The following is a 26,278-nucleotide window of genomic DNA, read 5'->3' as shown; positions in this document are numbered from 1 at the left end:
GATGTGCCTTGGCCGGCCCAACCATCTCGACTTCAAGCTGGACAAAGCTCATGATTCGAGTACAAATGTATTCTGAGGCAACGGGGCGTCCTCGAGTACATCCATATATGAGGCAACAGGGGCTGCTAGCGCCTTGACGGACAAGCCGTTGGAACGGTTGCGAGGGCTTCCCTATTCCGATTTGCCCGCGGGTTGGATAGCAGCAGATGTTACGGGTGGTTGGCTGATTTCGATAAGCACGCCGCCAGCGGAGTGAGGATGGATGAAAAACACCTTGGTGCCATGTGCGCCAGCCTGGGGAGCCTTGTCAATGATTCTGACTCCGGCCCTAGCCAGACGGTCAAACTCAGCCTGGGCATCGTCAACCTCGAAGCAGATGTGCTGCAGGCCTGGACCACGTTCGGACAGGAACTTGGCAATCGGCGAGTCGGGCGAATCAGGCTGGACCAGTTCGATTCTTGTTTCACCGACCGGGATGAAACCGACCGTGACCTTGCGATGCGGCACGGTCTCCCTGCCCTCCAGCTTGAGTCCAAGCTGTTGCTCGTAGAACTTCGCTGCCATATCCACATCTGGAACGGCAATGGCGATATGGGCTATCCTTCTAATCAACGTGCCTCCTGAAGCTAGAATCCAAGACCCAGAACCAGAGTCTCAAGTCCTCTATGACGAGTGGAAAAGAACAATATGGTGCTATTGCCGGTCATATTCTCCGAAGACCGAACGCATGGCGTCGGAAATCTCGCCCACCGTGGCGTTAGCGCGCACCGCGGCGAGTATCGGCTCCATCAGATTAGCAGTTCCTGCTGCTGCTTCGCGCACCACGCTCAGCGCAGCCTTGACCGTACCAGTGTCACGGCCGCGGCGAACTTCGGCCAGCTTCGCGGACCGTTTGCGGCCAAGTTCCGGATCAACGCGCAGTATCTCAAGTCGGCGTTCCTCGGGTTCCTGATAGCGGTTCAGCCCAACCACGATGCGCCTGCCTGCTTCAATCTCCTGTTGATACCGGTAGGCGCTGTCGGCAATCTGCTCCTGGATGAACCCCTGCTCGATGGCCGAAACTACGCCGCCCAGTGCCTCGACCCTCAGGATAAGCTCACGGGCCCGGGTCTCAATCTCGTCAGTCAGGCTTTCGACTGCGTAGGAACCGGCAAGTGGATCAACGGTATCGGCGATACCAGTTTCGTGCGCGAGAATTTGCTGGGTACGCAGGGCGAGTTTTGCTGATTCCTGGGTTGGCAGGGCCAGTGCTTCATCGCGGGAGTTCGTGTGCAGGCTCTGGGTGCCGCCGAGTACCGCGGCCAGTGCCTGGTATGCGACCCGGACAACGTTGTTATCCGGTTGCTGGGCAGTGAGCGTGACTCCCCCGGTCTGGGTGTGGAATCTCAGCTTGCACGATTCGTCGGACGCGTTCCACCTCTCACGCAGAAGCCGGGCCCAGAGCCGGCGGGCAGCGCGGAACTTCGCCGCTTCCTCGAGAATGTTGGAATGTGCCGCAAAAAAGAAAGAAAGCCTGGGTGCGAAGTCGTCAATCGCAAGTCCAACCTCGAGTGCGGCCCTGATGTATTCAAGACCGTCGGCAATGGTGAATGCCACTTCCTGAACCGCAGTCGCGCCAGCCTCACGCATATGGTACCCGGAAACACTGACCGTATTCCATTTTGGAACATTCTTTGCACACCAGGCAATCAGGTCGGTGACAAGCCGAAGCGATGGCCGGGGTGGGAAGATGTAGGTGCCGCGCGCTACATACTCTTTCAAGATGTCGTTCTGAACCGTGCCGCGTAGCTCTCTTATGGGTATCCCCCGACGCTCGGCCAAGACGCAGTACATCGCGAGCAGGATGCCGGCAGTCGCATTTATCGTCATTGAGGTTGAGACCTTATCGAGCGGGATCTGGTCGAAAAGCACGGCCAGGTCGTCGAAACACGAAATCGCCACTCCGACTTTGCCGACTTCGCCACGAGCCATTGGGTGGTCAGAGTCGTAACCCATCTGTGTGGGCAGGTCGAACGCAACCGACAGTCCGGTCTGGCCCTGTTCGAGAAGATAACGGAAGCGCTGATTCGTCTCCTCGGCTGAGCCGAAACCGGCGTACTGGCGCATCGTCCAGAAGCGTGAGCGGTACATCGTCGGCTGAACGCCACGGGTGAAAGGAAAGGCACCGGGCAGGCCGAGAACAGGTTCCTGCTCAGGAGGCAGATAGACCCGCTTGAGCTCAATGCCCGAAGTAGTCTCAAATCCCTCCTCGCGTTCCGGTGCCTTGGCCAGTGCCGGGCCAAGGACTTCCTGTTGCCAGCGTACTAGGTTGTCTTGGGTTTCGGGATTGGGCCTTGGGTCCTGAGACTTGGGCATTTACTACAGAGGTATATTTCCGTGTTTGCGCCAGGGGTTTGACAGTTTCTTTGTCCTGAGCAGTTTGAGCGCGCGGGCAATCTTGCGCCTTGTATCCTTGAACTGAATCACTTCGTCAACGTAACCCAGTTCTGCGGCCCGGAACGGGTTTGAGAACTTCTCCTCATAGTCACGGATAAGTTCACGCCGGGTCTCTTCCGGGTCCCGAGACTCCGCAACTTCTTTGCGAAACAGGATGTTGACGGCACCTTCTGCACCCATTACCGCAATTTCGGCAGTGGGGTAGGCAAAGTTGAAATCTCCGCGGATGTGCTTGGACGACATCACGTCGTATGCTCCGCCATAGGCCCGGCGGGTGATGACCGTTACCTTGGGTACGGTTGCTTCGCAAAACGCATAGAGCAGCTTTGCACCGTGACGGATGATGCCGCCGTATTCTTGATTGGTGCCGGGCAGGAAACCGGGCACGTCAACAAAGGTTACGATAGGAATATTGAAGCAATCGAGGAACCTTACGAACCGGCCTGCTTTGGTGGAGGCATCAATGTCTAGACAACCGGCAAGGAACTGTGGCTGGTTTGCGACGATGCCGACGACTTCGCCCGCGATGCGGGCAAAGCCGATGATGATGTTCTTGGCCCAGAACTTCTGTACCTCAAAGAAACTTCCTTGATCAACGGTCCGGCGAATAATTGCAGCCATGTCATAAGGTTTGCGCGGGTCGTCCGGGATAACGTCTTCGACCCCTTCGGTATCCCGATCCGCGGGGTCGGCCAAATCGCTGTGCGGCGGTGCTTCGCGATTATTCTGGGGCAGATAAGACAAGAGCTTACGACACTGTTCGAGCACGTCCCGGTCGTCCAGACCCTTGAAATGCGCAACTCCGGACACGGCATTGTGGGTGTCGGCACCACCGAGCTTCTCCTTGGTAACTTCTTCGCGGGTCACAGCTTTGATGACCTCAGGTCCGGTGATGAACATGTAGCTTGTGCGCTCGGACATGAAAATGAAATCGGTGAGAGCCGGCGAGTACACTGCGCCGCCAGCGCAGGGGCCGAGGATGCAGGAAATCTGCGGGATCACGCCTGAGGCGAGCACGTTACGCAGAAAAATGTCGGCGTAACCGGCCAGGCTGACTGCACCTTCCTGGATTCGCGCTCCGCCCGAATCGTTCAGGCCAATGATCGGCATGCCGACCCGCATCGCCAGGTCCATGACCTTGCATACCTTCTCGGCAAATACCTTCGAAAGTGTGCCGCCGAACACAGTGAAGTCTTGGGAGAACACCGCAACCGGTCGGCCGCCAATGAGACCGTGACCGGTTACAACCGCATCACCAGGAATTCGCTGCTTGTCCATACCGAATTCGTCGCAGTCGTGGACCCGAAGTCGGTCAAGTTCCACAAAGCTGTCCTTGTCAAGGAGGATGTCGAGTCGCTCGCGGGCAGTCAGCTTGCCGGCGGCGTGTTGCTTCTCGATGCGGTCCTTGCCACCGCCAAGCAGCGCCTGCTCGTTTCGTCGGGCAAGCTCAGCCTGGACACGTTCGAGGTGGGTTGTGAGTTCTTCTTCGTCTCTTGCCATCGGCACCGATGCTAGGCAGAACTGCGGCCAATGTCAAGCACCGGATGTCGGAAAAGAGGAATCGCACTGAGCGCTGTGCAACCAGCTACGCCGGAGCGCAGGCTATGGCGCTGGCATGGTTTGTGATTCGCTGAACTTCACAGGCTTGGTTTCGGAGTATCGGTTGTTATTGACTTCGGTTGGCACACGGATAGAATTCCTGTGCGGCGTTGATGCCAACGTTTGTAGTCCCATAAACAAACTAAAACGTCAAGACCGCAGATAATAAAGGAGGACCGATGAAAGCGACCGTAATGCTTCTTGCTTTCGTGCTGGGCGCAGGCCTGGCCAGCGTGCCGGCGACCGAGGCAACGGAGCAGCAGAATCAACCAGAGCTTGTGAAGTACTACTACGGGCTCCCCGGCTCGGACGACTATGTCCTGGGCCCGGCGAGTGAACCCCAGGCAACTGACGCCTGGGCTCAGCATAGTACGATGCCCACGGCGATGATGGACAACGCCGCAGCTACGAACGGCAGCCACGTCTATGTGGCGGCCGGTTACAGTACGGGGTACGTGTTGTACCGGCACGCGGTCGGCAGCACGACATGGGAGACGATGGCACCATGCCCGCTCAACATCACGACTGGCGGCGCGGCCATCATCGGCGACACGTTCTACTACTGCGGCGGCTACGCGGGGATGAGCACGGCGGTGGACACGCTGTTCAAGTACAGCATCTCGGGCAACAACTGGACTTCGGCGCCGGGACCACACCCAGGGTGGGGCTACAACTGGTCGCCGACAATTGTTGCCTGCGCGGGCAAGCTTTACTACTGCAGCGGCTGCAGCGTGCCCGGAGCAACCGCGCCGACGACCCGGGTATGGCGGTACACTCCAGGCTCAGGCTGGACCCAGGTTGCGAACATGAACTCGGGCCGGGTGTTTGCGATGGCAGTCGCCTACCACGACACCATCTGGATGGCGGGCGGCAACAAGGACGGTGCGGCCCTGACCCACACCGAGTTCTACGACCCGGTATCAAACACTTGGAATGTGAACAACACTGTGTTCCCGCAACTGCCCGAAGCCCGCTGGGGCGCGGCAGTGGCGCAGGTCGGTGACAAGATGGTCATTGCCTCAGGTGTGACCCCGGCCAGCGCGCTTACCGATACCGCGTTTGTGTTCGACTTCACGACCCGGACCTGGAGCGTAGAAGAGGGGATTCCGACCCGGGTCTATCGCACGGTCGGAGTTGGCAACGCCGACAACAAGGCCGTGGTCTATGGCGGCTCGACCGGCGGGTTCACACCAACGAACATCTGCCAGTACAACACTTACGGACCACCACCAGCACATGATATGAGTCTCGACGCCATTCTCGCACCGGGCACGATTGTGCCGCCCGGCGCGCCGCTTTCGCCCACGGTCAGGATAAAGAACCTGGGGGCGGTGCCGGAATCAAACATACCGGTGACGTGCTGGATTGACTCTGGGGCAACCCGTGTTTACAACCAGACGGTGACCTACGCCGGTCCGGTGGCACCTGGTGCGACGGCGGAGTTTCCATTCGCCTCGAACTGGACTCCAGGGCCCTCGGGTGCGACCTATCAGGTAAAGATGTTCACTGCGCTTGCGGTGGATACCAACCGTCACAATGACACCCTCACCCAGACTACGGTATCATCCGACAAGCTGACCGTGCTGTGGCTCTATTCTGACTATGGCCAGCCTGACACTACACTGGGCGTACGGCTTCTTGCTCTGGGCGACACGCTCGTGTACCGCGATGTCCAATATACGACACCAACAATTTCCGAGCTATTGCCCTATGCGGTTGTCGGCGCACACTCTAACTATCCGTACGCTGACACAGCGGCGCTGGGTAATGTGCTGGCAGCGTATGTTGACTCAGGTGGTGGCGTGGTTCTTGGCCACTTCAGCTTTGCGACTGGCTGGGGAATGGGCGGCCGGATAATGACCGGAGCTTACGCGACCATTGGTCAGGGCGCAAATACTCATTCTACAACCACACTTGGCTGGAATCGTTCCGGGCATCCGGTCATGGCCGGAGTGGATTCATGTCGTGAGTATTTTGCGGCGAGCGCGGCGTATGTCACTACCGACTCGGTCGCGAACTGGGCCGACGGCCGGCCCTATGTCGGAGTCAGCTCGAACCAGAAGGTTGTCGGGGTCAATTCCTACCCGGGTATCTACACCCGAACCCCGCCTCAGCGCGGTGGCGACTGGGCGCTTGTTTTCCACAACGCGTTGCGGTACGTTGCCGGCATGACCGGGACCAAGGAATTCGACCCGTTCCGGCCTGCGTTACACGTGGAACTTGAAGCTGCGCCGGTCCCGGCCCGCGGCCGCGTGGTCATCAACTACGCGGTGGCAGGTTCGGGTTTGGTTGAAGTCGGCGTGTACGACCAAAGTGGCCGGCTCGTGCAGACAGTGTTCCGCGGCAATGCGGAATCGGGCATAAACCGACTGGTCTGGAACATGACTGACTCAGAAGGCAGATCGGTTCCGGCCGGCGTCTACTTCTGCAAGCTGGTGGCCGGAGACAAGGTCGAATCGCAGAAGCTAGTGGTTCACTAGTAGCCAAAACCTTATCGCTGGCGACACGGCGGCCGGGGACAACCCCGGCCGCCTGCTGCTGACGCATGACGCCGGCATCCAAGTTCCCGCGTACTACCTGGTGTGCAGTTTGTGATGCGCATTGCCCTTGCAAGGCCCGGGGTTGACCTGCAGTGAATGCAGCTTATGCTTTGTTTCGTGAGTTTCACAGATGTAGCCGGTGGCGTGCTGGCAATGGTGCTCGGCATGCTGGTGTGCTTTCTTGGATACCGACTAATACGAGTAACGCTTGGAATCGCCGGTTTTCTGGTCGGAGCAGCTATTGTTTGTTGGCTTGTTTCGATGATTACCGGGGTAGCACCGCTTTTCGTTGTAATCGCGGCGCTGGTCGGCGGCATCATTGGTACCGTCCTGGCCGTACTCCTGTACAAGGCCGGCGTGTTTCTTCTGGGTGCGGCAGCAGGTGCGTTGGTAGCGGGTTTCGTCACAGTCGGCACCGGGCACACGCCGACAAGCCTTGTCCTGATTGCTGCTGGCATTGTCGCCGGGGTCGTCACGGTGCTGCTTGAGCGGCCGCTTGTGTCAGTTTTGACCGCGTTTGGTGGAGCGCTGGCCGCAGTTGCGGGTCTATTTCAGCTCTGCGGCTGGTTTCGGATAGTGGATGGATATAAGGGCCTTGCCGGGTTGCGGGCCGCGGGCGCTTTGTACTGGCTTGCGCTCGGGTCCTGGGTCGTCTTAGGCGTTCTCGGCACGGTGGTACAGTTGAAGCACAAGAAGAAGTAGGAGAGAAGATGCGTAGCAGAGGTATGATAATATTGGTCGCGGTGCTGTCGGTAGGACTTGGCAGCGAGTTTCTGGGAATAGTGTCGGACGCTAGGCCTGAGGACGTCGCCCGGGACTATGCAGTGGTGGGGCAGACTGGAAACGGCGTGCTTGTAACAGGAGTGGTGCAGACTCAGAACGTAAGGGTGCTTGACTACATCGCGCCCGGTAAGCAGTACCTGCGTGTACACCTAATGACCGGCACGTCTGCGGCTGAGCTTGCGGCGTTGGCACAGATACTAGACTACGACGGCAGTGAGTACATCGTCGTGACCGACGAAGCCGGAGCAACAAGGGTGCGCGAACTCCGGGCTATGGTTGCACCATTGAGCCTCAGACCGTGGGTTCTCACGGAGAGAGCTCCGCAACTGCCGGCGGTGCTTCCGAATCCAATTGTCCAGCAGATTGTTTCACTGGTGTCGGCCGACACGGTGCTTTCCTACGTACGCAGGTTGCAGCAGTACCGGACAAGGTACGCCTCGACCGACTCAGGCAAGGCTGCAGCACAGTGGATTGCGGCTCGGCTGCGGGCTTACGGGTGTGACACCGTGCTGTTTGAGTACTACAACTCCAGTCACGCACCGAGTGTCATCGGCGTGCGCTACGGGCTTGCCGGTCAGCGTAACCCGTACGCGATTATTTCGGGACACTTCGACAGCTACTCGACCGGGCTTGCGCCGGGCGCGGACGATAATGCTTCTGGTACTGCGGCGACGCTGGAAGCGTGTCGGGTGATGAAGAACTTCCGGTTCAATCGAGACCTGCGGTTCATCGGTTGGTCCGGAGAGGAGCTCGGACTGTACGGCAGCGAGTACTACGCGAGCCGGGCGCGGTCCAGGGGCGACAGCATTCTCGCGGTGCTCAATTTTGATATGATCGGCTATGTTGATGCGAGTCCTGAGGACTTGAACCTGATGGCCAAGACTGCGAACCCGCCTTGCGGACCTCTGGCTGACTGGTTCATCGCGGTGGCCGACACCTATACCGCGCTGCCGTGTTACAAGCAGATGGTGAGCGACAATCAGAATTCGGACCACGGGCCATTCTGGAACAACGGGTATCTTGCACTCACCGGCATCGAGGATTTCTGGCCAACAAACCCTCATTACCACACTTCCCACGACTCAATCGGCGCCGGGTACAATAACAACGAGTTCTGCACCGACGTAACCAGGGCAGCAGTAGCTGCATTGGCGACTCTGGGCCAGCCAGTGCAGGTAAACCAGCCGTGGCTTTCGTATCTGCGAAGCTGGGTATCAGACCAGGGAGGAAACAATAACGGTCGCTGGGACCCTGGTGAGAGTGTAGCAGTGTATGTACGACTTCGGAATGCCGGAATGGCGACGGCGCATGGCGTTAGTGCGACTTTGAGCACGGGCGACCCTTACGTGACGCTGTTCCGGGCAAGCTCGTCTTTTGGCGACATCGCGGGTCAGGACAGCGCCACCTGCACGCAGCCGTACCTTGCAAGAGCCGCGGCGGGCACGCCAAAGGAGCATGTCGTGAGTTTCGACCTGGCGATAACGTCGGCTGAAAGTACGTGGCAGGATAGGTTCGGTCTGACCGTGGGTGAGATTCTTGCGATTGACCCGGTGCCAGACGGGCCGCGGCTGCCGCCGCTGTACTGGGCGTACGACGACATTGATACCGGGTATAGTCAGCACCCGGCCTACGAATGGGTTGAGATAAAGGGCGTAGGTACAAGGCTCAATTTCCCGCACAACGACTCGGTGAAGATACTTGACTTGCCGTCATCTTTTGGGCCGTTCAAGTTCTACGGCCAGCGGTACACGCAAGTGTCGGTCTCGGCCGACGGCTGGCTTGCGCCCGGCAGCTATTCGCAGCGACACTACGCCAATACCGGGCTGCCCAATCCTGCGACACCGCCTGGTATGATATGTGTGAACTGGGATGACTTGTACCCGGGCGAGAGCAGTTCGGGGTATGTGTATTACTATCACGATCCCGCAAATCACCGGTTCGTGGTCGAATACGACAGCGTTGCGTACTACGACCCACGCTCAGTGCGCGACAAGTTCCAAGTAATCATATACGATACGACGCTTGCCCCGGCGTCGGGCAATAATGTGATTGTGTGCCAGTACATGACCGCAAATCGTTACACGAGTTCTACGATCGGCATCGAGGACCCGACGAGGACGATTGCGATACAGGACCTGTACAATGGCACCTTGGCAAGGGGTGCAGCACCGATTGTTGCAGGTCGCGCAATACGGTACGTGGCCGAGGACCCGACCGGGGTTACCGAGGTCCGAATACCACCCGCTGTGCGCCGGACGCGCTACCACGGACCGACGATTCTGCGGTCGGTGCTGATGATAGGGGATGGAAGACAGGACAGGGGATACAGGGCGGAACTGCTGAGCGTGACCGGGCAGAGGATGATTGAGCTCAGACCCGGGGCGAACGACATTCGAGGTCTTGTTCCCGGCATTTACTTCCTGCGGCTGGAGGCCGATACCTGGACAGAGACGGTCAAGACAATCATTACGCGATAGCCTGGTCGCAGGTAGCTTGTGGCATTACTGCTCATTTGGATCGGCTTGATGGGCGTGGCCGGAAACCTCGCGGCTTGGTTTCTACTGAGCCGATTCGCACCAGCATTCTTCAATGTCGAGCACTGGACCGCAACCGGCAAAGGCCGGGTCGTGCGAATCATGCTTGCTGTCTTTGTTGCTACTTCCACACTGCTCGTACTTCTAGGTTTTGGACTCCTTTTGTTCAAGCAGACATGTCCGTCTGCCCACCGACCGTCCGTGCGAACTTCCGGGAACGCCGCCCAAGTCGCAGTAGGACAATCGCCGGAGAATCTGTGGGTTAGCCGTAAGGCATATAGGGCTGCTATAAGCCGTTTGGCCTCGAAGCCGTCCGTTTTCAAGGGGATTGACATCGCAACCGTCCGGTGCTCAGCGAGTTAGCTGCTAGCACGGGACAAACCTGCGCTCAGTCTTGTCTGGCACAATGGGTGCATCCCATCAGGACGAGGGGTTCTTGGAAATGTCAAGCTACGAATTCCGGACTAGTGAGACCAGGCCTGACTTTCCCGCGGTGGTCGGGAAGGCAAGAGAGTTCGAAGATGGGGCCGCCGAGCGTCTGCAATTCAACAATCATCCAGCCCAAGGAAGCTGCACACTGGCGTCCGGCGGCCCAATGAAATCATCATCAGCCTTGAGGTGTGAGGGCATGTTCAGATGGCCGTTACTCACCGAAAACCGATGCGGAACCATCGCGAAATCACGTTCCACCCTCTGTTCTTTGCCTGAAAACCTGGCTGGCCGCAGCGTTCCGGCCCTCTGGCTATCCGGCTATCCGGCTAGAATTCGTGGCGTTCCCATTTCGGTTCTTGGGCTACTTGTGCTTCTTGGAGCCGCGCTGGTGACCGGGCTCTGTCCGGCCCGGCCCGTACCTGTCAGTCCTGGTGGCGTCTGGACGCTCGGGGCCGTCGCGGCGCCAGCGGCGGCCCCGCACTGCCGCACTACGCCGCCAGCGCCAGACCCGGTTGCACCAAGTAATGGTGACACTGTGCTTACGACCACACCGACAATGATAGTTGAGTCCTCGGTCGTGGTGGATTCATACCATTTCCGCGTGATGGAGGAGCAGAGCATCGCCGCCCAAGGGTACAGCTTGGAGCCACGCTGGGACCCGGGCAAGAGTGGTTTGTCGCTCCAGCGCGGACACCGCTACCACTGGTCGTGCCGAGTGCGGGACGCGACCGGCTGGAGTCCGTGGTTCACCCCACACTGGGAATTCGTGGTGGGGTACAACATTCCGGCGCCTGAACCGAAGGTGCCAGAGGATGGTGCGATGCTGCACACACTGCGACCGGTGCTGGTGGTGAAGCCGGTGAACGGCCCGGTGCGGTATCACTTCGTAGTGTGGGACGGCAAGACCATGGTCGGCGAGGGGGTGACAACAACGCCGAGCTGGCTTTACGACGGGCAGCGGCTGAGACTGGGGAATCGGTATCAGTGGACGTGTCGCATCGAGACACCAGAAGACACCAGCGACTGGTTTAGACCGGAATGGTCATTCGAACTCGTGCGAGCGCCGGTAGAGGACGGCGTCGTGGAGTCGTCAGAAACAAGACTGGTGTCGGTGCAGGCGACGCCGAGTCCTTTCTCGGAAAAAGTGATTTTCTCGGCCAGAACTAGCAGGCTGAGCTGGCCGGTTGTGCTTCAGATATTCTCGACTGACGGTCGGATGGTGCGCTCAATGGTCGCCGGGAGTCGTCCAGCCCGGAATGACCTCTTCGTGTGGGACGGCCGGGACCAGGAAAACAGAATGGTCTGTCCCGGTACTTACTTCTGCCGGATTATGACCGAATCCGGGCAGAGTGTGCTCAAGCTCATGAAGGTGAACTAGGTGAGGGCCTCAAATACCGCCCGGCGACAAGCACGCCGGGCGGCTCTGTTGCAGTGAGTAACACGGGTAGTGAGAAAAAGGAACCACGAGGAGAGCTAGCTAGTCGGGTTAGGCAGGATGAACATCCATAGTGGTGACCAGTCGGTGAACCACTTCCAGTTCGGGCTATAGGCCCGCACACGCCACCAGTAGCAACCGTGTCGGTTGAAAGTGACCGCGGTTTCGGTTGAGTACACCTTGTCCCCTATTGCATAGAGGCTCTCAGGAGCAGGCTTTGAACTTTGATAGACCTCAACCTGGTAATAAGCGGCGCCCGAGACCCGCTGCCACTTCATAACGACGTCCTGCGGGTAGGCGTAGTTGAGTATCAGCTTGCCGTCTGGAGGGTCGAGCTGGACCGGTGCGGCCGGCGGGTCAGGCTTTGTTGGGTCGTAGGGCTCATAGTCGTAGGGATTCTTGCAGAAGCAGGAAAGAGCCAATGCGATGCAGGCGATGTGCAAGACCGAAGTTGGAGAGTGCCTAGCGACCGATAACCAATTACGCCGCATGCCTTCGGGTCGGAGTCCAAGCCCGAGCCAATGGCGAAACTATAATACGTGTCAGGTTACCTCAACGAACTTGGGCCGGGCAAACACGACGCGACCAACGCTGGTATCGAGCGTGCCCTGCACGACGACCTCGATGTCACGGCCGACGATATCACCGGCGTTCGCAATCACAACTTTGACGCCACCATCAAGATAGCCGATACCTTCGTTCTTCTCTTTGCCTTTCTTTGCCACCTTCACCCGTAGCTCAGCCCCGGGTAGAAATTGGGGCTTGAAAAGGTTGTGGATTTCGGACAAGACGACGACCGGTAGGCCATTGCAGGCGGCCTTGAGCTCAGGGACCATGGTTAGCAGCGTCGCTTTGTGCCGACGCAGCGCTGCGACCAGAGTGTCCCGTTCGAGCAGCTTGCGATCGAGCTTGACCGTGATGCATTTGATCTTGCGCAGGGCCTCGATCGTCTCCCAGGCGCGGCGGGTGCGGTGGTCAGCATCGTCTGAGCCGGCCGGCTTTGGCGGCTCGGGAACAAGCAAGGTCCCGTTCACTAGACCGAGTGCCATGAACTGAGCAATCCTGGGATCGGCCAGCGTGTCGAAATCTACGATGAATGTCTTGGCTTTGCGAAAAAGCATTGCATCCTCCGTTTGCGGCCGACACGGTCGGTCTCAGAAGTCCCCCAGTGTCTCAAGAGCCTCGCGGACCGTTTCGACCGGGAAAAGTTCAAGCCCCGTAGTTCTGCGCGACTTGCGCGGCAGGTTTCGGCGGGGCAGTATTAGCTTACTGAATCCGAGCCGGGCCGCTTCGGTAATCCTGGCTTCGGCCCGGGCAACAGAACGTACCTCGCCGCCTAGTCCGACCTCGCCGACGACTGCGGTGTCTGAAGGCAGGACGACATTGCGCAGCGAGGAAGCTAGAGCGGCAACTACTGCCAGGTCAGCGGCCGGTTCCTGGACCTTGAGTCCGCCAGCGATGTTGAGAAATACGTCGTGGCCTGCAGCAGCAATGCCGGCCCGTCGCTCCAGAACGCACAGCAGCATATTGAGTCGGCGCAGGTCAAAGCCGGTGGCGACACGCTGGGGGAGGGTATAGGGAGTTCGTGCCGCCAATGCTTGTATCTCAACAAGCAGCGGACGGGTGCCTTCAACCAAGGCGCAGACCGCAGAGCCGGAAACATCGGGACGCCGTCCGGAAAGGAAAAACTGAGATGGATTAGGGACTTCGGACAGACCGGCATCGGACATTTCGAACACGCCGATTTCGTCGGTCGGACCGAACCGGTTCTTTACCGCACGCACTATGCGGTACTGTTGCATCTGCTCGCCCTCAAAGTAAAGTACCGTATCAACCATATGCTCCAGGGTCTTAGGGCCGGCAATGGAGCCGTACTTGGTGACGTGGCCGATGAGGACGGTGGTGATGGTGCGGGCCTTAGCCAGGCGCAGAAGTTCGGCAGTGCACTCCCGAACTTGAGATACACTGCCGGGTGCGCTGGACAGGTCAGCGCTGTACACAGTCTGAATGGAATCTACCACGAGCAAGCCAGGCCGTACCTCGTTGGCCGCCTCGATAATTTCTCCCATCTCAACCGAGCAGAGCAGGGTGATATTCTTCGGTTCGACCGATAGGCGCTCAGCCCGGAGCTTGACCTGCTCGGCCGATTCCTCGCCCGTGACGTACAGCACCGGAGTGTGATCTCGGCTCAGCCGGTCGCATACCTGCAGAGTGAGCGTGGACTTGCCGATACCAGGCTCGCCGCCGATTAGAAGTAGAGAACCAGAAACAAGGCCGCCACCGAGCACGCGGTCTAGTTCAGCAATGCCGGTTGTCAGGCGGCGCTTTTCCTGCGAAGCGACGTCGGCAAGCCTCACCGGTCTCGTGCTCCCGGCAGTTGGCTGCCGGCGGGTACGACCGGTTCTCTTCTCTCGCTGTTCTTCGACGAGCGTGTTCCAGCGGTCGCAGCTTGGACACCGGCCAAGCCAGCGGCCGGTCTCGAACCCGCAGTTCTGGCAGACAAATGCAGTGGACTTCACGGGACAACGCCGGGCGTCTGATACCTGGAATCCGGAGAAACCTCAGAAGCCTCGTTCAGAACCGATGCGGGCAAGGACTGGAGTTTTCGAGACGGGGCTACTGGCTTTCGGGTATTGCTCATTCTTCAGGTATTTCTTCTTCGACCGGTTCTTCGATTTCGGGCAGGATGGAGTCCGCGAACCGCATACAGTGTCCGCGGAAGGTGAGCATGACCGTGCCCAGGGGGCCATTGCGCTGCTTGGCAATGATAACCTCAGCCTTGCCCCTGACACTCTCGTCTTCCGGCCGATAGAACTCTTCACGGAAGAGGAGCAGGACAAGATCAGCGTCCTGTTCAATTGAGCCGGATTCGCGCAGGTCGGCGAGCTGAGGGCGTTTGTCGGTGCGGTGCTCGGGCAGCCGAGAGAGCTGGGAGAGGGCAATCACCGGAGTGTCGAGCTCTTTGGCCATTGCCTTGAGCGCGCGGGAGATTTCGGTGATTTCCTGCTGCCGGTTGCGTTCACGGGTGCGGGGACCGCCAGCTTCCATCAACTGGAGATAGTCTATGATGACAAGTCCGAGGTGTTTTTCGGCGGCCTTTCGTCGTGCCCGGGCCCGGATCTCCAGCGCGGTCAGCGCGGGCGTATCGTCAATGTATATCTCCGCTTGTGACAGTGGCCCGGTTGCCGCGGCGAGTCGTGTCCGGTCCTTACCGGACAGCATGCCGCGGCGCAGATTCTGCATCGAGATTTCGGCCTCGGAGCAGATCAGACGTTGAACCAGCACTTCAGTTGACATCTCAAGACTGAAGATGGCGACGGCGATTTTCGACTCAAGGCTGGCATTGACCGCAATATTCAGCGCCAGCGCGGTCTTGCCCATTGAGGGCCGGCCCGCAATAATTATGAGTTCGCCGGGCTGGAGGCCCGATGTCATCTTGTCCAAGTCTTGGAACCCGGTCTTGACGCCAGTAACCAGCTGCTTTTCCAGAGCAGCTCTCTCGAGACGCTCAACCTCGGGACCGAGCAACTTTCTCAGTTCGGCGAAGCCCGCGCGGGTGCCGGTCTGACGGATGTTGAAAATCCTCTGCTCGGCCTTATCGAGGAGTTCTTCCGGTCGTTGTCCTTCGTCATATGCGGTCTGGACGATGTCGGTTGCCGTCTGGATGAGTTGGCGCTGGATCGATTTCTCGAGTACGAGCCGGGCGTATTCCTCGCAGTGGGCGGTAGTGAGAACCGGTTCCATCAGGCTTGAAAGAAACGGGGGGCCGCCGATGTTGTCGAGCTCGTGCATCCGTTTGAGCTCGGCCGTGACGGTCACGATGTCGGCCGGCGTGTTGGCGTCGAACAGGCGGACGACCGCCTCATAGACCTTGCGGTGGGCCTGGAGGTAGAAGTGTTCCGGGCTCGGTCCCAGGATTTCGATTACCCGGGCAGTGGTATTGGGGTCAAGTAACAACGCACCGAGCACCGCGGCCTCAGCATCGAGCGCCTGGGGTAGTCGGCGGATACTTGTTTCCTGGGCTCCGGACGCTGTGCGCCCGTAATCATGCTGCACTCCGAGTGCAGGAGTCTCTCCGGAAGTCCGGAGGGCAGGTTGGGGCGTCGGGGAGGCTTCGTTCTTCATTTCCCGGTCATTGCCTGCATCGGCTCTGGCCGGAATTTCCGGGGTCGCACCGGAAGCCGTACGTCTTGCCCTTGGCATCAGTGATTCCTGCGCCTGAGCAGCGTGGCAACTTCTTTCACTAGCCGACGGGCGAAGGCTTCTTTGGTCATTGCCGGCAGAACGATGGTCCGGCTCTGACGCGGGACCAGCCGAGCCGTTATCGTGTCGGACCCAGGCGTCGAGTAGCCATTTACGACTACAAGGTCGAGTCCCTTTTCTTCGAGCTTTTGTTGAGCCCGGGCAGTCGAGGGATCGAGTGAGAAGCCAACTAGCACTGGTCGGGGTCTGGCCGCACTCACGGTTCTTAGAATATCAGGTGTGCGTCTGAGTTCAAGCGTGAGTTTGGCAGCATGGAATTTCTTGCTCCGAACCCGAGCCGGTCGGTAGTCAGCCGGTGCTGCGCACATCACGAGCAAATCGGTGTCAGAAAGACGTGCCATTACCGCCCGGAGCATCTCTTCCGTGGTGCGAACCTGCTCGGTTTCGATGTCTGTCGGAAGCGGTATTGACACCGCTCCGGCGATCAGACGTACCTGTGCTCGGCTGAGGGTAAACTGACGGCACAGAGCGACGCCCAGTTGGCCGGTTGACCGGTTGGTGATGACGCGTACCGGGTCAAGCGGCTCCTCGGTTCGGCCCGCGGTCACGAGTACACGAATACCAGTAAGGTCGGGAAGCGAACCAGCCTCGGAAAGGGCGGCTTGGCAAATGTCGAAAATAGCTGTCGGTTCAATCATCCGGCCTGGGCCGCTCATGCCGCAGGCGAGCTGACCACGGTCCGGGCCGGCGATGACGTATCCCAACTTGGCAAGGCGAGCGACGTTGGCCTGTACCGATGGATGAAGCCACATGTTGGCGTTCATTGCCGGGGCAAGAATGACGCGGCCATTCCGAAGTGTCGATTCTGGCACGGCAAGAACCATGGTCGAGAGAAGGTCATCGGCAATGCCGGAGGCAAGCTTGCCAATGATGTTTGCCGTGGCCGGAGCTACGAGCACCAAGTCAGCCCAGGAGGCAAGGTCAACATGGGCGAGGGGCGAGCGTGTACCGGACCGGTCGGACCGTTTTCTTGGGAAAAGCTCGGTCGCCACTTGCCGGCCGGATAGCGCGGCGAAAGTCTCGGGGCCGACGAGCCGGCGGGCATGAGCGGTCATCACGACTTGAACATCGTGCCCCGCCTTTCGGAACAGCCGAACTAGTTCAGCTGACTTGTAGGCGGCGATGCCACCGGTGACACCAAGGAGGACGCGATACGCCTTACCCATCACGCGTCAGGCCGAAGATTGCCTGCCTTACGCCCAGCTTAGGTATTGAGCGCAGTGCGTAGAACGTCGGGCTTCAGGGCGTCCGGCCGAAACCCGGTTCACCGTATCCTTCACGGGTGAGTGCTTCCAGTTCAGCCTCGGTCAGTTTCTCATACTTCAGTTCACCAGCGACCAGGCGACCAAGCGCATAGTCGTAGATGTTCTGATTGAGCTGAGTCTCACCTTTTTGCAGCGCCTCAATGACACGACGGGCCTCAAGGGCCGCGATGTTCAAGGCCTGGTACTTGTTCGGATACTTCTGCCAAATAGCTTCCAACGACAGGTTCTTCATAGGCTACCTTTCTCAGTTCCCTTTCTTGTGGATAACAGCAAACTGCACAGAGCGCAGAGTATGTGCGGCAGTGGAGAGTTCTTCATGGGTGATGCCGCTGAGGTCGGTGTGCTCGGCGGCTACTTGCGATTCCATTCCTGTTGAGACGGTCGGTGCGCAGGCGCTCGGCCCGGACGATGGCCAGGACGTCTTCGACCGCACTTTCGAGTCGGTCATTGACGACGAGATAGTCGAATTCGGGCACGGCCGCCAGCTCGGCTCTGATCTCGGCCTGACGCCGCCTTATGACTTCGGCTGAATCCGTACCCCGTTTGCGCAGGCGCCGGGCTAAGTCCTCGATTGCCGGCGTGGTGACGAAAATTCCCACGGTCCCGGGCAGTGCGTGCTTGCAAGAACGCATTCCCTGAATGTCAAGGTCGGCAATAACGTCTTTGCCGCGTCGGAAGCACTTCAGCACATGGGCCCTAGGTGTTCCGTAGAGGTAGTCATAGACCCGGGCGTGTTCGAGCAGCTCGCCGCGCGCAATCCGGCGGCGGAGCTCCGGTTCGGAGTAGAAGTAGTAACTGCGGCCGTGAACCTCACCCCGGCGCTTCGGCCTTGTGGTCGCTGAGACCGAGTAGGCGATGTTACGGTCACGCTTGAGGACTCCGCGGCAGATGGACGTCTTGCCGGCACCGGACGGTGAGGAGAGTACGATAAGGAACGGACGGTGCCTTGGAGCGTTCGCAGCCCGGTTACTCAACGTTTCTCACCTGCTCTTTGAGTTTCTCGATTTCGCCTTTGATTTCGATAGCCCGACGTGATACGACCACGTCGCGGGCTTTCGCAGCCATTGTGTCAGTCTCGCGCAGCATCTCCTGGGCGATGAAGTCCAGTTTCTTGCCCGAGGTTGATGAAACTCGGAGCGCACGCAGGAACATCGAGCAGTGGCTTTTCAGACGCACACACTCCTCGTGAATGTCCACTTTGTCGGCAATGTACGCCACCTCTTCCAGCACCCGTTTGGGGTCCACCTCCACTTTGAGCGTCTCCAACTGACTCAGAAAGTTCTGTCGGCGTTCAGCCAGCCTTTTTGGCACGCGCGCCTCGATCTGGCGCACCGCGGCCTGGATTTTTCTCACCCTGCGGCGCATGTCCCGGACCAAGGCGACGCCTTCGATGCTCTTCATCCGGTTGAGCTGACTCAGGGCTTGGGTGATTATCCTCCGGCACTGGTACCAAAGCCGCCGGCGGCTGCGCTCTGACTTCTTGGCAACAATCAGTCCGGGGAAGGACAGAATGGTGTTGATGTCAAGCGTGCCTGGAAGCCGGTACTGCATCTGTAGTTCCCGGGCCAGCCTGACGTAGTCTCGAGCAAGCCCGTGATTCACGGCAAGCGAAGGCGTATCAGCCGATTCATCCAAGTCAATCTGTATCTGCACGTAGCCGCGGCGAATTCGGGACCGGACCAGCTCCCTGATTTCTCCTTCGTGTCCGGCCAGAGCAGGCGGCAGCGCGGAAACCAGCTCGAAGAACTTATGATTCACCGAGCGAATATCCACTGCGATTCGGCCGTTCGATGGTACAAGCCGCGTCTCTACCCGGGCGACACCGGTCATACTTTTAATCATAGTCACCTTGTCGTCAAGCGGCTCGCCGAACGAGTGTCTGAATCCGCCACGCGTCTTTCAGCTTTCCTGGTGTTTCTCATCGCTGTCGAGGATGATTGTCACCGGTCCGTCGTTTGTCAGCGAGACATACATATGCGCACCGAACTGTCCAGTCTGGGTCGGCACGCCCAGGTAGCTGAGTTCGGCGGCAAACCGCTCGTACAGCTCCCTGGCCCGTTCGGGCGGGCAGGCATCGGTGAAAGAGGGCCGCAGACCTTTGCGGGTGTCGGCATACAATGTGAACTGGGACACGACTAGTGCTGAGCCGCGAACATCGAGCAGCGAAAGGTTCATTTTCCCTTCGGCATCGTCGAATATACGCAGCCGTGCGGTCTTGGAGGCGAGCTGGCGACATGTTTCCTCATTGTCTTTCCGGCCAACCCCGGCGAGAATCAGCAGGCCAGGGCCAATGGACGCAACTTTACCCGAACCAACCGTGACATGTGCGTTGAGTACCCGCTGAACGACGACGCGCATCTATCAGTGCTACCAATGCCCGGCGCCGGAAGTGAGACGTCCGGTATCTTGCCTGGAGCGGTTCCTTGTATCAAGCAAGCGTACAAGTACGTCCATGAATCTGCGGATGTGCTGCGAGTCGGCCGCCGTGACGATGTTGCGGTCGGTAACAACCGGGTTCGGCCAGTAGCGCGCGCCACCGACGAGAAGCTCCCGGACGGCATGACGGTCCGGCAGGATGGTGGCCTTGTGTCCCCGGAGTACACCGGCCCGGGCCAGACAGATGGTGGCGATGCCGATGCCTCCTATTACTCTTCCAGCCGCTGCAAACTCGCGGCACTTGGCGTGGATTACGGTGTCTTGCCAATAGGTCGCAATGCCTGATCCATTGATAATGATGAGAGCGGCGAAGTTCTCAGACCGGCATTCGCCAAGCATCAGGCCTGGACGAACCACGGTCTGGTCCATTCCAATGGCCAGCCCGGTGTCTCTTGCAACCAGAACCGGCCGATAGCCTCTGGCCTCCAAGCGGCGCGTCACGACTTGGAGTGCCTCGTCCAGGAACATCCGCTGGCTGATGAAGACCGCCACTGCATTGGTTTGGACTGGCGCAGTGCCTGCGGGGGTCGTATCCGCGGCGACGGCGAGGCCCATTGAACTCACCAAGGTGAAAAGTACCTTTAGTCTGGACATTGATACGATGGTGTAGGATATTCAGAATACGAGGATTGTCAATTTACGGCAGGCCGAGAACGGTGTCGCCGGGACGGATGCCGTGCGACTGGAACCAGCCGGCGTTCATTTCAAGTGCCCACACCACCGGCCGGGATGACGCATAGCGGGTTGTAGTGTCCTCTGGTGTCATCTCCATGATATCAGTTATTATCCGGTTTTCGTCAATGAAAGCGATGCTCAGCGGAATCCAGGTGTTCTTCATCCAGAACGAACGCGGTGCGGTGTCTTCAAATACGAATAGCATGCCGGAGTCCGGCGCGAGCGAGCGACGGAACATGAGTCCGGTCATCCGGTCTTCTTCGCTGGACGCGACCTCGACCCTGGCCACGGCGTCACGAATCCGGAGGGTGGCCGTTGCCAGGGGCCGAGCCGGAGTCTGGGTTTGCCGGTCTTGGGCGCGTGGCTTGGGGCAGGAGCAGGCGGAAACGCCCAGTAACCCAAGCGCTAACGTACGCAGAAGAAGAGGAGCAGTCAATTATCTTGCGTCGCCGTCGAGTACGATTCGTGAAAGGTCAGCGACTTTGTGGAACAGCGAGCGGATGTAGAACATGAGCCGCAACCGGTTGGTACGAAGTTTTTCGTCTTCGGCCATTACCATCACTTCGTCGAAAAGCCGGTCAATCGGCTCTCTGAGTTTGAGAAGCAGTTCGAGTGCGAGCACGAAGTCGAACTGCGCCATCGCACGGGTGACCTGCGGCTCGATTATCCGTGCCTGGTTCCAGAGTTGTATCTCAGCTTCTTCGGTAAATATTGCCGGGTCGGGCTGGCCCGAGACTTGTTGGTCTTTCAGAATGTTTGCGACACGCTTCTGACCGATTATGAGCCGCTCGAACTCAGGCCGCCGGCGGAATTCGATGAGCGCAGTTGCCGCAGCGAGCGCCCTTGTTGGATGTTCCATCGCGACGCCTAGGACGGCGTCCGCAATGTCATATGGGACGTCTTTATCGCCGAGCATGGCCTCAAGTCTTTCCTGGAAGAATGCTTCCAGTTTTGCTGACAGCTCCGGTCGGGCGGTTGGGAACAGGCCAACCGTGGTGCTTATCAGCTGGTTGAGATTGATTTCAAGATTATGCCGGAGGATGATGGCGAGCAGGCCCGCGGCCTGGCGTCGCAGTGCAAACGGGTCCTCAGAGCCGGTTGGAATTTCACCGGTGGCGAAGGTACCGACAATGTTGATAATCCGGTCGGCGATGCCGAGGAGCGCACCTTCGATTGTCGCAGGGAGTGCGTCATCGGTCGTAACCGGCCGGTATTGTTCGGCGATGGCGTCAGCAACGAGAGCTGGCTCACCGGCAAGCCGTGCGTAGATGCCGCCCATTCTGCCTTGCAGGGAGGTGAATTCCTTCTCCCGGACCATGCTGGTCAGGAGGTCGGCTTTGGCCAGGAGTGCCGCGCGATCAAGCGCAGCCGCGTCTGCAGCCCTGACGGTCTGAACCAGGTGACGACAGATCGCACGCAAGTGTTGTGTTTTGTCGAAGTAAGTACCAATTCCCTCTATCCAGGTGACCCTTTTCTCTTCTTCGACCAGGGCTTCAAGTCCCTTGGCCAGGTCCTGTTCGAAGTAGAACCGGGCGTCGCGCAGCCGGGACTCGACCGCGTGTTCGTACCAACGGCCGACCAAGGTCTGGTTGCAACCCGGAGTGTCTGCAACTGCGACAAAAAGGGGTAGTAGTTTTTCGTCGGCACCGCGCACTGCGAAGCAGCGTTGGTGCTTCTTTAGCGCAGTGATGAGTACTTCGGCTGGCAATTCAAGGTACGCCGGGTCGAATCGGCAGAGAATCGGAACTGGGTACTCGGTAATGTTTACCGTTTCTTCAACGAGTTCTGGGTCGAGTACCGGTCTGCCGCCGGACTCTTCACAGAGCTTCTCGATAGAATCAATCACAGCTTTTCGGCGGGCCAGGGGCCGGCAGAGGACGAATTGCTCGGCAAGAATCTGCTCGTAGTCGGTCGCGGCCGGGATGCAGACTGGGCCGGTGGTGCCGCGATGGCCGTAAGTCATGTTGCCTGTAGCGACGCCAGCCAGCTCGAACCGCACAACCTCAGTTCCGAAAAGGCAAACGAGCCAGCGGATTGGCCGGGCGAACCGGGTCTTGTCTTCTCGCCAGCGCATCGTCCGGGCAAAGGGCAGGCCGGCGACGATTGCCGGCAGACGGTCAGCTAGTAGGGCGATAGTCGGTAGTGCCGGTTCTTTCCGACAGGCGAAGACGTACTCACCCTTGGGCGTGGGCTTGGTGAAAAGGTCTTTTTCCGTACAGCCTTGAGACCGAGCAAATCCTATCGCGGTTTTCGTTGGCCTGCCGTCCGAGCCGAACGCAACCTTGGCGGGCGGACCCTGGACTTCAACCGTCCGCGCTGGCCGCTCGGTTGCGACAGCGGCAAACCGGACCGCAATCCGGCGGGGCGTGTAAAACACTTCTGATTCGCTGGCCGCTATATCGTGTTCTGTGAGCAGGGCACGAAACTGTCGCTCCAGTTCGGTCGCGGCCGGTGCAATGAACGACGGAGGCAGCTCCTCGGTGCCGATTTCAAGCAGCAGTGGTTTCACAGCCGGATGATACACAAGTGCGGGCCGGCGTGCAAGCACGCCCGGAGTAGCATGGGAGAGTTGAACCGACCCGGAATCGGAATTTTCCGGTTGACATCCGGTATTGCCGTGCTAGATTTCGGCGGGAGGACGCGATGACACGCTCCTACAGACACTGGTCAAGAGATGAAGTCGTCCGTGAAATACGCCGTCTCGCGGCACAGGGCAGTGACTTGAACTCAGGCTATATCGCCCGACATGCTTCAGCCCTGGCATACGCTGCTCGGAAGTATCTTGGTTCATGGGAAAACGCAATCGCTGCTGCCGGTCTGGACTACAGCCACATAAGGCGGAAGAATAGCTGGGACAGGTCCAGTATCGTGGGAAAGATTCGTGAGCTTGCCGAGGCAGGTGAGCGTATCAATATCAGCGCAGCAGAGAAGACCCATGGTGGTTTAGTCAGCGCAGCGATGGCACACTTTGGGTCTTGGCGGCAGGCGATTACTGCTGCCGGTCTGGACTACAGCAGAATAAAGCGCCAGAAGGAGTGGTCAAAAAAGAAGGTCGTTTCCGAGATGCGCCGGGCGTACCGGCAGGGTATGAGGCTTGGGACAACTATAGAAGTTCGCCAGAAGTACCGTACATTGCACGCGGCCGCAGTGCGGTATTTTGGAAGCTGGGTTGAGGCACTGCGCGCTGCCCGGCTCGGCCGGCTGGTGCGACGATGAAGATACTCGTTGTCGGCGCTGGTGGCCGGGAGCACGCACTTGTCTGGAAGCTAGCACAGTTTCATTCTCCGGTCTATTGCGCACCGGGGAATGCGGGTATCAGCCGACTTGCCCAGTGCGTTGATATTGCGGCCGATGACATATCCGGCCTCTTGGATTTTGCCAGGCGGGAGCGGGTGGACTTGACTGTTGTCGGACCCGAACAACCGCTCGTGGCCGGGATTGCCGATGACTTTGCTCGTCACGGCCTTGCCCTGTTTGGGCCACGGCGGGCCGGCGCCCGGCTTGAGGGCGACAAAGCTTTTGCCAAATGGTTGATGCGCGAGCAGGGAATTGCGACTGCCGAGTTCGAGGTTTTTGCTGATTTCGAACAGGCACGGCGGTATGTAGCCGGTCATCGACTGCCACTTGTTGTCAAAGCTTCTGGTCTGGCCGCAGGTAAGGGTGCGGTTGTGTGCCGGACCCATGCGGAAGCCGAGGCTGCGCTGCGGATGATGATGGTTGATGCTGAGCTCGGGCCGGCCGGCCGCACGGTCGTGGTCGAGGATTTCCTTGAGGGTGAGGAGGCATCGGTTATCGGGCTATGTGATGGTAAGCGGATGGAGATGTTCGTTCCGTCCCAGGACCACAAGGCCCTCCTGGACGGTGACCAGGGGCCGAACACCGGCGGTATGGGTGCCTATGCGCCAGCACCGGTCGTGACTCCGGCTGTTGCCCGGGAGGTGGAAGAGCGCGTGTTTGCACCGCTGTTGGAAGGACTGCGGTTGCACGGCATCGAATATCGCGGGGTGATTTACGCCGGCATCATGAACACTGATAAGGGCCCGTGGGTGCTTGAGTTCAACTGCCGGTTCGGTGATCCGGAAACGCAGGCGGTGCTGCCGCTACTGCGTGGCGACCTGGCCGAGATACTTGCGGCGTGTGCGATGGGTGACATGGCCGACCGGAAGCTTGACTGGTCGCAGGATTCGGCTCTGTGTGTTGTTGCAGCGTCAAGTGGGTATCCGGGAAAGTACTCCAAGGGAGCTGTGATAACCGGTGACCTCGAAGGGTCTGATCGCGCCCTTGTGTTTCATGCTGGGACTGCCTGGCGAGGCGGCAAGCTGGTCACCAACGGCGGGCGCGTGCTGGGTGTCACTGGTATCGGTCCAAGTCTGCGCGCGGCGAGGGATGAGGCGTACAGGGCCCTTGGCAGGATACAGTTTGCCGGCATGACATTCCGGAATGATATCGGCTGGCGTGGCTTGGCCAGACTCGAGTCGAGTCGAGGCTCTGTCAACCTGCCTCCGACTGCCAGCTACTGAGCTTTCGTGGAGCAGTACCGGTTTAGTCCCAGAAGGACAGACGAGGCTGCAGGGAGAGTTGTCGCCGCACTCAGGCAGGGCGCAGTCGTCGCGCCAGTACTTGATGGCTGGTGTGTACTAAGTCATGACTCAGGTTTGCTCGTTCGGTATTTCGGCCGGGCATTTCGATTGGTCTCTGACCTGCGGGCGGCCTGGCCGTTACTTCCGGTTGAGTGGCAGACAGCGGACAGCCAAGTTCGGTTGGGGCGAGCCCTTGCTAGACCTGTCGCCGCGGTGTTCAAGGAACGTGAGACCGGATCATGGCCGGGAATCGCAGTGGCGAATGATGCGTTGGCGAAAGGTATTCTTGCTTGCGCTCATGAGCCGGTCGGCGTTGGTGTGCCGGATGAAGATCCGAGTCCTCAAGACCTGTTGGTTGAGCTGGGCAAGGATGCGGTTCTCATCGTAGTGTCGGATACCAAGCCGGGCCCCGGGCCGGCAATCGTGGACTTCCGAACTCGGCCAGCGGTTGTTGACAGACGCGGCCGCCTGGGAATACTTGAGCTGGAGCGCGAACTGGGTGAGATGGTCCAGCTTGGCGCAGGCCTCGTCTTTTCGGTGCTGGTAGTCTGTACCGGCAACTGCTGCCGTAGTCCGATGGCGGCTGGGTTGCTGTCGCAGATGCTCGGCCCTGAACGGGTATTCATCTATTCGGCCGGCACTGATGCACCGGTTGGTTCGCCGGCGACCAGCAACGCAATTGTAGCTGCGGGTGAACTGGGCGTGGACCTCACCCTGCACCGCAGCCAGTTGATTGACACCGGGCTGGTGCAGAACGCTGACTTGGTGCTGGTGATGGAGGAGTATCATCGCCGCCGGGTCCTGGAGCTTGTGCCCGGGGCCGAGTCTAAGACGAGACTGGTGGCTGAACAAGGTATCGCTGACCCTTTGGGGCAGCCCTTGGAAGCCTATCGTCGGACCGCAGCCGAACTTCGGCGCTACCTGGTACCGGTCGCGCACGAGATAAGGCAAAGGATTGCGTCTGAGAAATTGGACACGTCCGAAGACAGGAAAGCTGAACTGGAGGCTTGATGGAGTACTTTCTGACCGACACGCAGAAGGAAATCCGCGACTTGGCGAGAAAGTTTGCCCGGGAGAAGATGAAGCCGGTCCGCGCCGAATTGGACCGAACCGGTGAGTTTCCGCATGAACTGATGAAGGAACTGGGAGAGCTGGGGTTGATGGGGGTATATATTCCGGAGGAGTATGGCGGTCTGGGCGGCGGCATCATGGAGATGTGCATTGTGGTTGAGGAGTTGTGCCGCATTGACGGTGCGGCCGGGCTGTGCTACGCAGCCTGCGGCCTCGGTACCTATCCAAT

Annotated in this window: 24 protein-coding genes; 9 read left to right on the top strand and 15 right to left on the bottom strand. The window is 59.2% G+C overall.

Translation table 11 applies throughout. The annotated features are described in order from the left end of the window. Positions 1-171: 171 nt before the first annotated feature. From mce to ABIL25_05290, 3 genes are all read right to left on the bottom strand, one after another. Positions 172-612, bottom strand: a complete 441-nt coding sequence (gene mce, locus ABIL25_05300) for a methylmalonyl-CoA epimerase (protein MEO0081696.1) — start codon at positions 610-612, stop codon at positions 172-174. An 81-nt stretch (positions 613-693) separates the two neighbouring features. After that, positions 694-2,355 (bottom strand): methylmalonyl-CoA mutase family protein, encoded by a 1,662-nt coding sequence (locus ABIL25_05295; protein MEO0081695.1) that lies wholly within the window; start codon positions 2,353-2,355, stop codon positions 694-696. Positions 2,356-2,358: 3 nt separating this feature from the next. Next, entirely contained in the window at positions 2,359-3,936 is a 1,578-nt protein-coding gene (locus tag ABIL25_05290; protein ID MEO0081694.1) for an acyl-CoA carboxylase subunit beta, read from the bottom strand. A gap of 8 nt (positions 3,937-3,944) precedes the next feature. Here ABIL25_05290 and ABIL25_05285 point away from each other — a divergent pair, with 8 nt between their 5' ends. The 5 genes from ABIL25_05285 (at position 3,945) to ABIL25_05265 (ending at position 11,702) form a co-directional block, all read left to right on the top strand. Continuing rightward, entirely contained in the window at positions 3,945-4,070 is a 126-nt protein-coding gene (locus ABIL25_05285) for a hypothetical protein (GenBank protein MEO0081693.1), read from the top strand. A gap of 144 nt (positions 4,071-4,214) precedes the next feature. Then, the gene (locus tag ABIL25_05280; GenBank protein ID MEO0081692.1) at positions 4,215-6,515 is read left to right on the top strand and encodes a T9SS type A sorting domain-containing protein; all 2,301 of its coding nucleotides are present in this window, start codon (positions 4,215-4,217) and stop codon (positions 6,513-6,515) included. 177 nt (positions 6,516-6,692) lie between these two features. Further along, entirely contained in the window at positions 6,693-7,277 is a 585-nt protein-coding gene (locus ABIL25_05275; protein ID MEO0081691.1) for a DUF4203 domain-containing protein, read from the top strand. An 8-nt stretch (positions 7,278-7,285) separates the two neighbouring features. Beyond that, positions 7,286-9,835, top strand: a complete 2,550-nt coding sequence (locus ABIL25_05270; protein ID MEO0081690.1) for a M20/M25/M40 family metallo-hydrolase — start codon at positions 7,286-7,288, stop codon at positions 9,833-9,835. Between the two features lie 685 nt (positions 9,836-10,520). Further along, entirely contained in the window at positions 10,521-11,702 is a 1,182-nt protein-coding gene (locus ABIL25_05265; protein ID MEO0081689.1) for a hypothetical protein, read from the top strand. Between the two features lie 95 nt (positions 11,703-11,797). Here the strand turns inward: ABIL25_05265 and ABIL25_05260 are convergent, their stop codons facing one another. From ABIL25_05260 to glyS, 12 genes are all read right to left on the bottom strand, one after another. Continuing rightward, positions 11,798-12,250: a hypothetical protein gene (locus ABIL25_05260; GenBank protein MEO0081688.1), complete on the bottom strand. Its 453-nt coding sequence runs from the start codon at positions 12,248-12,250 to the stop codon at positions 11,798-11,800. 51 nt (positions 12,251-12,301) lie between these two features. Continuing rightward, positions 12,302-12,880 (bottom strand): hypothetical protein, encoded by a 579-nt coding sequence (locus ABIL25_05255; protein MEO0081687.1) that lies wholly within the window; start codon positions 12,878-12,880, stop codon positions 12,302-12,304. Positions 12,881-12,913: 33 nt separating this feature from the next. Then, complete coding sequence (gene radA, locus ABIL25_05250) at positions 12,914-14,278, bottom strand: DNA repair protein RadA (GenBank protein MEO0081686.1); 1,365 nt, start codon at positions 14,276-14,278, stop codon at positions 12,914-12,916. A gap of 118 nt (positions 14,279-14,396) precedes the next feature. Continuing rightward, a complete protein-coding gene (dnaB, locus tag ABIL25_05245; GenBank protein ID MEO0081685.1) occupies positions 14,397-15,962 on the bottom strand; it encodes a replicative DNA helicase in 1,566 nt (521 codons plus the stop codon). After that, positions 15,962-17,188: a bifunctional phosphopantothenoylcysteine decarboxylase/phosphopantothenate--cysteine ligase CoaBC gene (gene coaBC, locus ABIL25_05240; GenBank protein MEO0081684.1), complete on the bottom strand. Its 1,227-nt coding sequence runs from the start codon at positions 17,186-17,188 to the stop codon at positions 15,962-15,964. The genes dnaB and coaBC overlap by 1 nt, the downstream gene beginning before the upstream one ends. 73 nt (positions 17,189-17,261) lie before the next feature. After that, a complete protein-coding gene (locus tag ABIL25_05235; GenBank protein ID MEO0081683.1) occupies positions 17,262-17,519 on the bottom strand; it encodes a hypothetical protein in 258 nt (85 codons plus the stop codon). An 82-nt stretch (positions 17,520-17,601) separates the two neighbouring features. Beyond that, positions 17,602-18,261: a guanylate kinase gene (gene gmk, locus ABIL25_05230; GenBank protein MEO0081682.1), complete on the bottom strand. Its 660-nt coding sequence runs from the start codon at positions 18,259-18,261 to the stop codon at positions 17,602-17,604. Beyond that, positions 18,254-19,129 (bottom strand): YicC/YloC family endoribonuclease, encoded by an 876-nt coding sequence (locus ABIL25_05225; protein MEO0081681.1) that lies wholly within the window; start codon positions 19,127-19,129, stop codon positions 18,254-18,256. Before ABIL25_05225 ends, gmk begins: the two co-directional genes overlap by 8 nt. A 57-nt stretch (positions 19,130-19,186) precedes the next feature. Continuing rightward, positions 19,187-19,645 (bottom strand): D-aminoacyl-tRNA deacylase, encoded by a 459-nt coding sequence (gene dtd / locus ABIL25_05220; protein ID MEO0081680.1) that lies wholly within the window; start codon positions 19,643-19,645, stop codon positions 19,187-19,189. 9 nt (positions 19,646-19,654) lie between these two features. Continuing rightward, entirely contained in the window at positions 19,655-20,317 is a 663-nt protein-coding gene (locus tag ABIL25_05215) for a DJ-1/PfpI family protein (GenBank protein ID MEO0081679.1), read from the bottom strand. A gap of 43 nt (positions 20,318-20,360) precedes the next feature. Next, entirely contained in the window at positions 20,361-20,687 is a 327-nt protein-coding gene (locus ABIL25_05210; protein ID MEO0081678.1) for a DUF192 domain-containing protein, read from the bottom strand. Between the two features lie 147 nt (positions 20,688-20,834). After that, positions 20,835-22,907 (bottom strand): glycine--tRNA ligase subunit beta, encoded by a 2,073-nt coding sequence (gene glyS, locus ABIL25_05205; GenBank protein MEO0081677.1) that lies wholly within the window; start codon positions 22,905-22,907, stop codon positions 20,835-20,837. 134 nt (positions 22,908-23,041) lie between these two features. Between glyS and ABIL25_05200 the strand changes: the two genes are divergently transcribed. The 4 genes from ABIL25_05200 to ABIL25_05185 all read left to right on the top strand — a co-directional run. Further along, the gene (locus ABIL25_05200) at positions 23,042-23,614 is read left to right on the top strand and encodes a hypothetical protein (protein MEO0081676.1); all 573 of its coding nucleotides are present in this window, start codon (positions 23,042-23,044) and stop codon (positions 23,612-23,614) included. Further along, entirely contained in the window at positions 23,611-24,918 is a 1,308-nt protein-coding gene (gene purD, locus ABIL25_05195) for a phosphoribosylamine--glycine ligase (protein MEO0081675.1), read from the top strand. Before ABIL25_05200 ends, purD begins: the two co-directional genes overlap by 4 nt. Positions 24,919-25,191: 273 nt before the next feature. Beyond that, entirely contained in the window at positions 25,192-25,989 is a 798-nt protein-coding gene (locus ABIL25_05190) for a hypothetical protein (protein ID MEO0081674.1), read from the top strand. Continuing rightward, a partial coding sequence (locus ABIL25_05185) for an acyl-CoA dehydrogenase family protein (protein ID MEO0081673.1) occupies positions 25,989-26,278 on the top strand: 290 nt, incomplete at its 3' end. The genes ABIL25_05190 and ABIL25_05185, both read left to right, overlap by 1 nt.

The sequence above is a fragment of the candidate division WOR-3 bacterium genome (genome assembly GCA_039801365.1).
In the GTDB taxonomy this organism is placed as follows: Bacteria; Hydrothermota; Tepidihabitantia; order Tepidihabitantales; family Tepidihabitantaceae; genus JBDRUN01.
This window is presented reverse-complemented; position numbering and strand designations above follow the sequence as displayed.

Coding starts and splice junctions, on each gene's coding strand:
- purD (MEO0081675.1), top strand. CDS start 23,611: ATGAAGATACTCGTTGTCGGCGCTGGTGGCCGGGAGCACGCACTTGTC.
- ABIL25_05265 (MEO0081689.1), top strand. CDS start 10,521: ATGTTCAGATGGCCGTTACTCACCGAAAACCGATGCGGAACCATCGCG.
- ABIL25_05270 (MEO0081690.1), top strand. CDS start 7,286: ATGCGTAGCAGAGGTATGATAATATTGGTCGCGGTGCTGTCGGTAGGA.
- ABIL25_05235 (MEO0081683.1), bottom strand. CDS start 17,519: ATGAAGAACCTGTCGTTGGAAGCTATTTGGCAGAAGTATCCGAACAAG.
- ABIL25_05255 (MEO0081687.1), bottom strand. CDS start 12,880: ATGCTTTTTCGCAAAGCCAAGACATTCATCGTAGATTTCGACACGCTG.
- coaBC (MEO0081684.1), bottom strand. CDS start 17,188: ATGGGTAAGGCGTATCGCGTCCTCCTTGGTGTCACCGGTGGCATCGCC.
- ABIL25_05260 (MEO0081688.1), bottom strand. CDS start 12,250: ATGCGGCGTAATTGGTTATCGGTCGCTAGGCACTCTCCAACTTCGGTC.
- ABIL25_05200 (MEO0081676.1), top strand. CDS start 23,042: ATGACACGCTCCTACAGACACTGGTCAAGAGATGAAGTCGTCCGTGAA.
- ABIL25_05225 (MEO0081681.1), bottom strand. CDS start 19,129: ATGATTAAAAGTATGACCGGTGTCGCCCGGGTAGAGACGCGGCTTGTA.
- ABIL25_05215 (MEO0081679.1), bottom strand. CDS start 20,317: ATGTCCAGACTAAAGGTACTTTTCACCTTGGTGAGTTCAATGGGCCTC.
- ABIL25_05285 (MEO0081693.1), top strand. CDS start 3,945: ATGCTAGGCAGAACTGCGGCCAATGTCAAGCACCGGATGTCGGAAAAG.
- ABIL25_05280 (MEO0081692.1), top strand. CDS start 4,215: ATGAAAGCGACCGTAATGCTTCTTGCTTTCGTGCTGGGCGCAGGCCTG.
- ABIL25_05290 (MEO0081694.1), bottom strand. CDS start 3,936: ATGGCAAGAGACGAAGAAGAACTCACAACCCACCTCGAACGTGTCCAG.
- ABIL25_05295 (MEO0081695.1), bottom strand. CDS start 2,355: ATGCCCAAGTCTCAGGACCCAAGGCCCAATCCCGAAACCCAAGACAAC.
- dnaB (MEO0081685.1), bottom strand. CDS start 15,962: ATGCCAAGGGCAAGACGTACGGCTTCCGGTGCGACCCCGGAAATTCCG.
- dtd (MEO0081680.1), bottom strand. CDS start 19,645: ATGCGCGTCGTCGTTCAGCGGGTACTCAACGCACATGTCACGGTTGGT.